The following is a 5,727-nucleotide window of genomic DNA, read 5'->3' as shown; positions in this document are numbered from 1 at the left end:
CCCACTGGGAATCGGTCAAAAGAGTAGTACGTGGCACGCACCCATCATTCCAAAGACCACCCCGAAGATTTAGGAGACACGCCCTAGCCGCGCGAACACCACGGGACAGCGACCTGCTTGACGGTGAGTAGAGCGCTTCTCTATTGATTCCCATCTACCCAGACTGCCAGCCGCCGCAGGACGCCCCGGCTTGGGGGTAGAAAGTGTCAGCAAAGCAGTTGTCCCTTGACCACGCACGCTGATGGATGGGTGAACGGACACCTATCGTTGACGCTTCAGTCGTCGAAGACAGACCAGCAGATGCTGCTTCGGCGGTCCTGGTCTTCAAGGACAAGGGTACGGAGGTGCTCGGGAATTTGTCGGCGCTGCCAGTCACGCTCGGCCCGCGCAGCTTTTCGTTTTTGACCTTCGGGTGCTGCAGCTGCAACGGCCTTGATGGCGTAGGCGGCGGCACCCAGATCGTGTTCGGGGACGTGAGCGACACAGGCCGTTTGGCCGGCTGAGTACGCCGCGAAGCGTGCGGCACCACGCAGAGGACGCGCAGCACCCATGGCGTGCCCTCCTATTGCACGGGTCAGCATCATCTTCGTTTCGCCGCGTGCCCAGGCCCGTGCCGCTTCGATCGCCTCCCGAGGTCGACTATCCCCGCGGTCCAATTCCTCGAACAGAACCAGTACATGCTCGGCGCAGGTGGCCGCCCATAGCGCCAGGAACTGGTGATCGATCTCGGTGAGAGTTCCACCGCGTCGGATGGACACGAGGCGAAGATCGCGAACAGCAGGAAGGATCATATGACTGGTTCATACTCCCCGCGCGTCCCAACGGCAACCTAGCCCTGATGCCAGATCGGACAGGGAACCATCTAAGCGGACGAATCAACCACACCTGCGTTTGGCCTGGACCGGCAGCGGATCCTCTAACGGGGGTGCCGACATCGCCTCCGTCATCGACGTTGAAGATTGCCTGACTCGGGTACGGGCAGGTCAATAAGAGTGCCGTAGTCCTGCTCCCACCCGTAATCCACGCTTTTTACGCGCAGTGCACGAGGGCTCGCTTCGACGATCTGCACACTGATCGGATCATCGCGATCTTCGATCGAAAGCACCCATGTATCCGCCAGGTAGCTCAATCCAGTGTTCTCTAGGACCTGGGAGGCATCGTACTCATCTGAGGCTGTATCGAGTCCATACCCGAAAACTGTCACGGGGACGAAGGCCTCACCCTCTGGCACGAGGTACCCGAGAAGCTCACCGTCGTTCTCCCGGTAATACGGCGTCCAATGTGTAGGAATCATTCGTCGATCCTACGCACAAGTGCCTGTACAACCATCGAAGCAATGTCTCGCAGCAGGATCCTTATCGTTCGGTTGGGGTTGATGCCTGCACGGTGATGGCTATGAGGCTGGCGATGCATTGGGTGAGGATCAACCAAGGGTGAACAGTCCCGAGGTACAGGGTGAGCAGGACCGGGATCATTGCTAGGACGGTCATGTCCGTCCCGCGCAGGAGAGATGATGCCTGGTCCCGTGGGATGGATCCGAAGGGCGTCTCCACGGGGGGTGTCGTCCAGTCTGTTGGGGGTCGTGTTGCTGCGCGGACGGCTCCTGCTCCCATCCCCAGACCGGCGATCACCCCGAGCAGCATGAGGGAAGGATCCGTGGATCCCAGGACCACGAACACGGCAGTTAGTGCGCCCATCCACGCCGCCATCGTCAGGGCGGGCATGAGCATGCGGCTACATCGCAACTGTGTCGAAGAGACGGGCACAAGCGCGTCGAGCCCGGCGACCACGGCCGTCCGGCGGGCAACCGTCCCGGTTCCTGCAGCGGTGACGCAGCCACCGATGAGGATCACGCCGAGCTGGAGCACGGCGGGAAGGGCTGGGGTGATCAGGGCCGCGCAGACACAGATCACCAGCCACACCACCGGACCGGTAGGTGGGGGTTGCAGGCGAAGGAACACCACGATATCGGCGCGCACCACTGCGGAGAAAGCCCAGCGGGTCGGCCACGCGTAGAAACGCGAGCCACGCCTGCTGGAAGGGAGCCGCGGGGCGGCAGCCAGCGCACGACGTAGCTCGTTGAAGTCCATGAAGAACACAGACGCTCCCGCGTGTCCCGACACGGATCCACCGCGCTGTAGGTCAGCACCATCAACGTCGCCTGCACGGGGAAGCACGTACACGATGAGGATCACTGCCCCGATGAGCACGACAACTAAGGGCCATATCGCGGGCGCGAGGAACGGCAGCACGGCCACCGGCGTGAACCCGACGAAGCACACAGCGCGGATCAAGCGTGAGGATTGCGGATTCAACTGCAGGGCCGCAGCGCTGGTAACAGCCAGGACAACTCCGACACCGAAGGTTCCCGCCGAGATGGCATGCGCCCAAGCCGACCGGTCGATACCAGTTAGCAGGCTGAAAGGGAGATAGGCGATCGAAGCCGCGGCGCCGAACGCAACCAGGCGACGCCGGAAAGGGGGCAGGACCATCGGCCGCCGATCAATTGGCAGCGGCAACCACCACGCGGCCTCCGCGCGACTCACGGTCACAGGCCCCAACCGGCGGGCCATGAGCAGGATCCCGATGAGTGCCAGGTAGGTCAATGCCATCCACCGGAACTCAGCAGGCAGCACCTGCCAGCGTGCCGCTGTCAGTCTCGCCCCATTGAGGTCCTGCCCTGCGATCTCATCGCGGAGGGCGAAGACAAGAGACGCCGCCATGGTCGCCACGCAGGCCAGAGCCAATGCGTTCGAGTACACATCGATGAAGAGGTCACGAAGAGACGACCGAGCCCTGTTGTACTGTTTGGTCCTGTGCCGGGTGAAGGCGACAACGTCCCGGGTCAGGTCCCGGGCGCCCCGCAACGTGTCCGCCCCGGACGTGTCGTGTCCGATCATGGTTTGCGTCGAGTCAGGAACCTGCAATGATCTGCGCTCCCCGCTCCGTATCGACTGCCTGGACGATGTCGTCAATGACCAGGCAGGCCGTCGCCGTCCGGACGAGCAGTCGAGGATCGTGCGTGACAAGCACGACCGCCGTGCCAGCAACGGCACGCTGTTGAATCCGTTGAGCCAAGGCGTCCCGCATCACTGGGTCCAGGCGCTGCTCCGGCTCATCAAGGATCAGCAGGGACGACGGGCGGATGAAGGCCGCCGCCAGGAGCAAGCGTCGCCTCTGCCCGGACGACAGGGCATCGGGGACAGCATCAGCCCGCTCCACCAAGCCGAAGAAGAGCAGTTCCGCGTCGACCAGGTCCTCAGCAGGATCCAACGCATGGCCACGGGCGACCAACAAAAGATGCTCCCGAACCGTCAACGCCGGAAAGAACACATCCTCGTCGAACAAGACCGCCACCTGACGGCGAAACAGCACAGCATCGGGCATCACCGGCATACCATGCACCCGCACGTCCCCCGCCAACGGTTGCTGACGGCCCGCCAGGGTACGGACCACCGTCGACTTCCCGGCACCGTTGAAACCCACCACCGCAAGGACCTCACCCGCAGCAACCCGACACGAAACCTCCCCACACACAGGAGCTCCTACATATCCCGCCAACAATCGATCCGCCTCGAGCACGACCCCCACACCACCCATTCATCCACCCTAAACGGGAGACCTGCAGGGGCACTGACTGCTACATCAGCCGAGGGTCCAACAACCCCGGGACCAACATCTCTAGAGGCCGACGGGACCTGGGCATGCCACCTGAATTCCTCAGCGTGCTCGTCAGCGTCCAAGGCGCCACGGCAATCATCGGCGGGCTCACCGCAAGCATCCTCATACGCAAGCTCGGCATCCGCACCGTCATCATCCTCGGCGTTATCCTGCTCGGCATCGCCGTGCTCGCTTCAGCCATCCCAAATGTGCCCATCGTGCTTACAGGCTCCGTCATCACAGGACTCAGCGTCACCTGGACCGTCATCGCCTTCATCACCCTCCGCCAAACCGAAAGCCCCCCCACGCCTCCAAGGAAGAACCTCAGCTGCGACCAGCATGCTCATCAACGTCCCCCAAGTTGTGGCCAACATGATCGCGGCAGCACTAATCAGCACGATCGACTACCGGGCCCTCATCATCACAACGAGCATCATCTGCCTGGCAGGAACGCTACCTCTCCTACTACAACGCTCCGCCCCAGCACCACACCACGCCGAAAACCAGAAAAGCTGAAAACCCACTCCTATGGCCTGTCGAATCCCAGTCGGCAAGAAGCCGTCAGCTTCGGTGAAGGATGGTCTATCGAACGCGGGCCATCATCTTTGACGGCTCGGTCAATGGGGCGAAGCCATATTGGGCGTACAACCCATGCGCATCACCGGTCGACAACAAGATCCGCTTCAGATCTAGAGGTTCCAGATTCTCCACGACGCCGGCCGCAAGCATCTTCCCGATGCCTAGCCCGCGCACCTCGGTCGATACAAACACATCGCAGAACCATGCAAATGTAGCGCCATCAGTCACGACGCGACCGTAGGCAACCTGCTCACCGGTTCCGCTCTCGTACACCCCATAGTTTCGAGACGCATCGATAGCTGCATCCTGCTTCTCACGGGATCGCCCCTTCGCCCAATAGGACTGCTCGCTCAACCATCGGTGGACACGAGACCGATCGACCCTGCCCACTTCCGCGGAGAAAAAGTAGCGCATAGTCATGACACCACTCTAGAAGTTGTGGCCTTGACCCCGGATAGTGGACACGGGTTACGCGGCGAGTTGAACTTCGGCCTGCTCTGATGAGTATTGCATCTCGATGTCCACAGGGCTGATTTGCCCGATCGAGGAGTGCCTGCGGCGTCGGTTGTAGCGGTCCTCTATCCAGGCCCCGACCTCCCGGGCCGCGCGTGCCCGGGTGGGCCAGACGTGGCGGTAGTAGAACTCGGTCTTCAACGTCGCGAAGAAGCTCTCGGCCATCGCGTTGTCCCAGCAGATACCGGTCAAGCCCATGGAACGGGTGATGCCGTGGGCGGCAGCGAACTCGGTGATTTGCGCTGAGGCGTATTGAGTCCCACGGTCGCTGTGGAAGACTACCTGCGCCGGCGGATCCTGCCGCAAGGTCAAAGCCATCCGCAGGGCGTCCTGGATCAGATCGGTGCGCATATGCTCAGCGATGGCCCAGCCGATCACACGGCGGCTGTGAGCGTCGATCACGGTCGCCAGATACACCCAGCCCTCCCAGGTCTTGGATTCGGAGAAGGAGGGCGCCCGTCCGATGTGGAAGAAAGGCTTCGGCTTCCACCCGCTGGCTGCGTTCGTGGATCACGGGGCCGAGGGCACCGGGGAACCGTTGGCGGTGCTGCTGCGTCCCGGGAACGCCGGGTCCAACACCGCCTCCGATCACATCCAGGTCACCAGGGACGCCCTGGAGCAGTTGCCGGCAGGATTCCGGTCGGGTAGGAAAGTGATGATCCGCACCGACTCCGCCGGCGGCACCCACGGGTTTCTGGACTGGCTTACCAGTAAGCGCCGGAACCTGGGTTATTCGGTGGGATTCCCGCTCCACGGGGCCGTCGAAGCGGTCCTGCCCCGAATCCCGAGGACTGCGTGGACGCGCGCCTATAACAGCGACGGAGTGGAGCGCGACGGGGCGTGGGTCGCCGATATCACCGGCATGCTGGACTTGTCCTTCTGGCCTGCCGGGATGCGGGTCATCGTCCGCAAGGAAGTACCCCATGTCGGCGCGCAACTAAGGATCACTGATGTCGATGGGATGCGCTACACCGT

6 protein-coding genes and 1 pseudogene are annotated in these 5,727 nt (G+C 62.5%); 1 reads left to right on the top strand and 6 read right to left on the bottom strand.

The features are described from left to right. Positions 1-275: 275 nt before the first annotated feature. The 6 genes from Y704_RS0101890 to Y704_RS0101855 form a co-directional block, all read right to left on the bottom strand. Entirely contained in the window at positions 276-791 is a 516-nt protein-coding gene (locus tag Y704_RS0101890; RefSeq protein WP_026548871.1) for a putative immunity protein, read from the bottom strand. Between the two features lie 152 nt (positions 792-943). Beyond that, positions 944-1,294, bottom strand: coding sequence for a hypothetical protein (locus tag Y704_RS0101885; RefSeq protein ID WP_026548870.1), 351 nt, complete (start codon positions 1,292-1,294; stop codon positions 944-946). A 61-nt stretch (positions 1,295-1,355) separates the two neighbouring features. After that, complete coding sequence (locus tag Y704_RS0101880; protein WP_155850167.1) at positions 1,356-2,900, bottom strand: DUF6297 family protein; 1,545 nt, start codon at positions 2,898-2,900, stop codon at positions 1,356-1,358. Positions 2,901-2,913: 13 nt separating this feature from the next. Then, positions 2,914-3,600, bottom strand: a complete 687-nt coding sequence (locus tag Y704_RS0101875) for an ABC transporter ATP-binding protein (RefSeq protein WP_253904197.1) — start codon at positions 3,598-3,600, stop codon at positions 2,914-2,916. Positions 3,601-4,242: 642 nt separating this feature from the next. Then, a complete protein-coding gene (locus tag Y704_RS0101860; RefSeq protein WP_026548866.1) occupies positions 4,243-4,659 on the bottom strand; it encodes a GNAT family N-acetyltransferase in 417 nt (138 codons plus the stop codon). 48 nt (positions 4,660-4,707) lie between these two features. Continuing rightward, positions 4,708-5,217, bottom strand: coding sequence for an IS3 family transposase (locus tag Y704_RS0101855; RefSeq protein ID WP_026548865.1), 510 nt, complete (start codon positions 5,215-5,217; stop codon positions 4,708-4,710). Here Y704_RS0101855 and Y704_RS18230 point away from each other — a divergent pair. Further along, positions 5,192-5,727: pseudogene (locus Y704_RS18230) on the top strand (IS1380 family transposase); the annotation flags it as partial. The gene Y704_RS0101855 and the pseudogene Y704_RS18230 overlap by 26 nt on opposite strands.

Origin of the sequence: Arthrobacter sp. Br18, assembly GCF_000520555.1 — a bacterium.
GTDB lineage: Bacteria > Actinomycetota > Actinomycetes > Actinomycetales > Micrococcaceae > Arthrobacter_D.
This window is presented reverse-complemented; position numbering and strand designations above follow the sequence as displayed.

What these genes read in the sequence shown, in the direction of transcription:
- Y704_RS0101890 (WP_026548871.1), bottom strand. Translation starts at nt 791, where the DNA reads ATGATCCTTCCTGCTGTTCGCGATCTTCGCCTCGTGTCCATCCGACGC.
- Y704_RS0101885 (WP_026548870.1), bottom strand. Translation starts at nt 1,294, where the DNA reads ATGATTCCTACACATTGGACGCCGTATTACCGGGAGAACGACGGTGAG.
- Y704_RS0101880 (WP_155850167.1), bottom strand. Translation starts at nt 2,900, where the DNA reads ATGATCGGACACGACACGTCCGGGGCGGACACGTTGCGGGGCGCCCGG.
- Y704_RS0101875 (WP_253904197.1), bottom strand. Translation starts at nt 3,600, where the DNA reads ATGGGTGGTGTGGGGGTCGTGCTCGAGGCGGATCGATTGTTGGCGGGA.
- Y704_RS0101860 (WP_026548866.1), bottom strand. Translation starts at nt 4,659, where the DNA reads ATGACTATGCGCTACTTTTTCTCCGCGGAAGTGGGCAGGGTCGATCGG.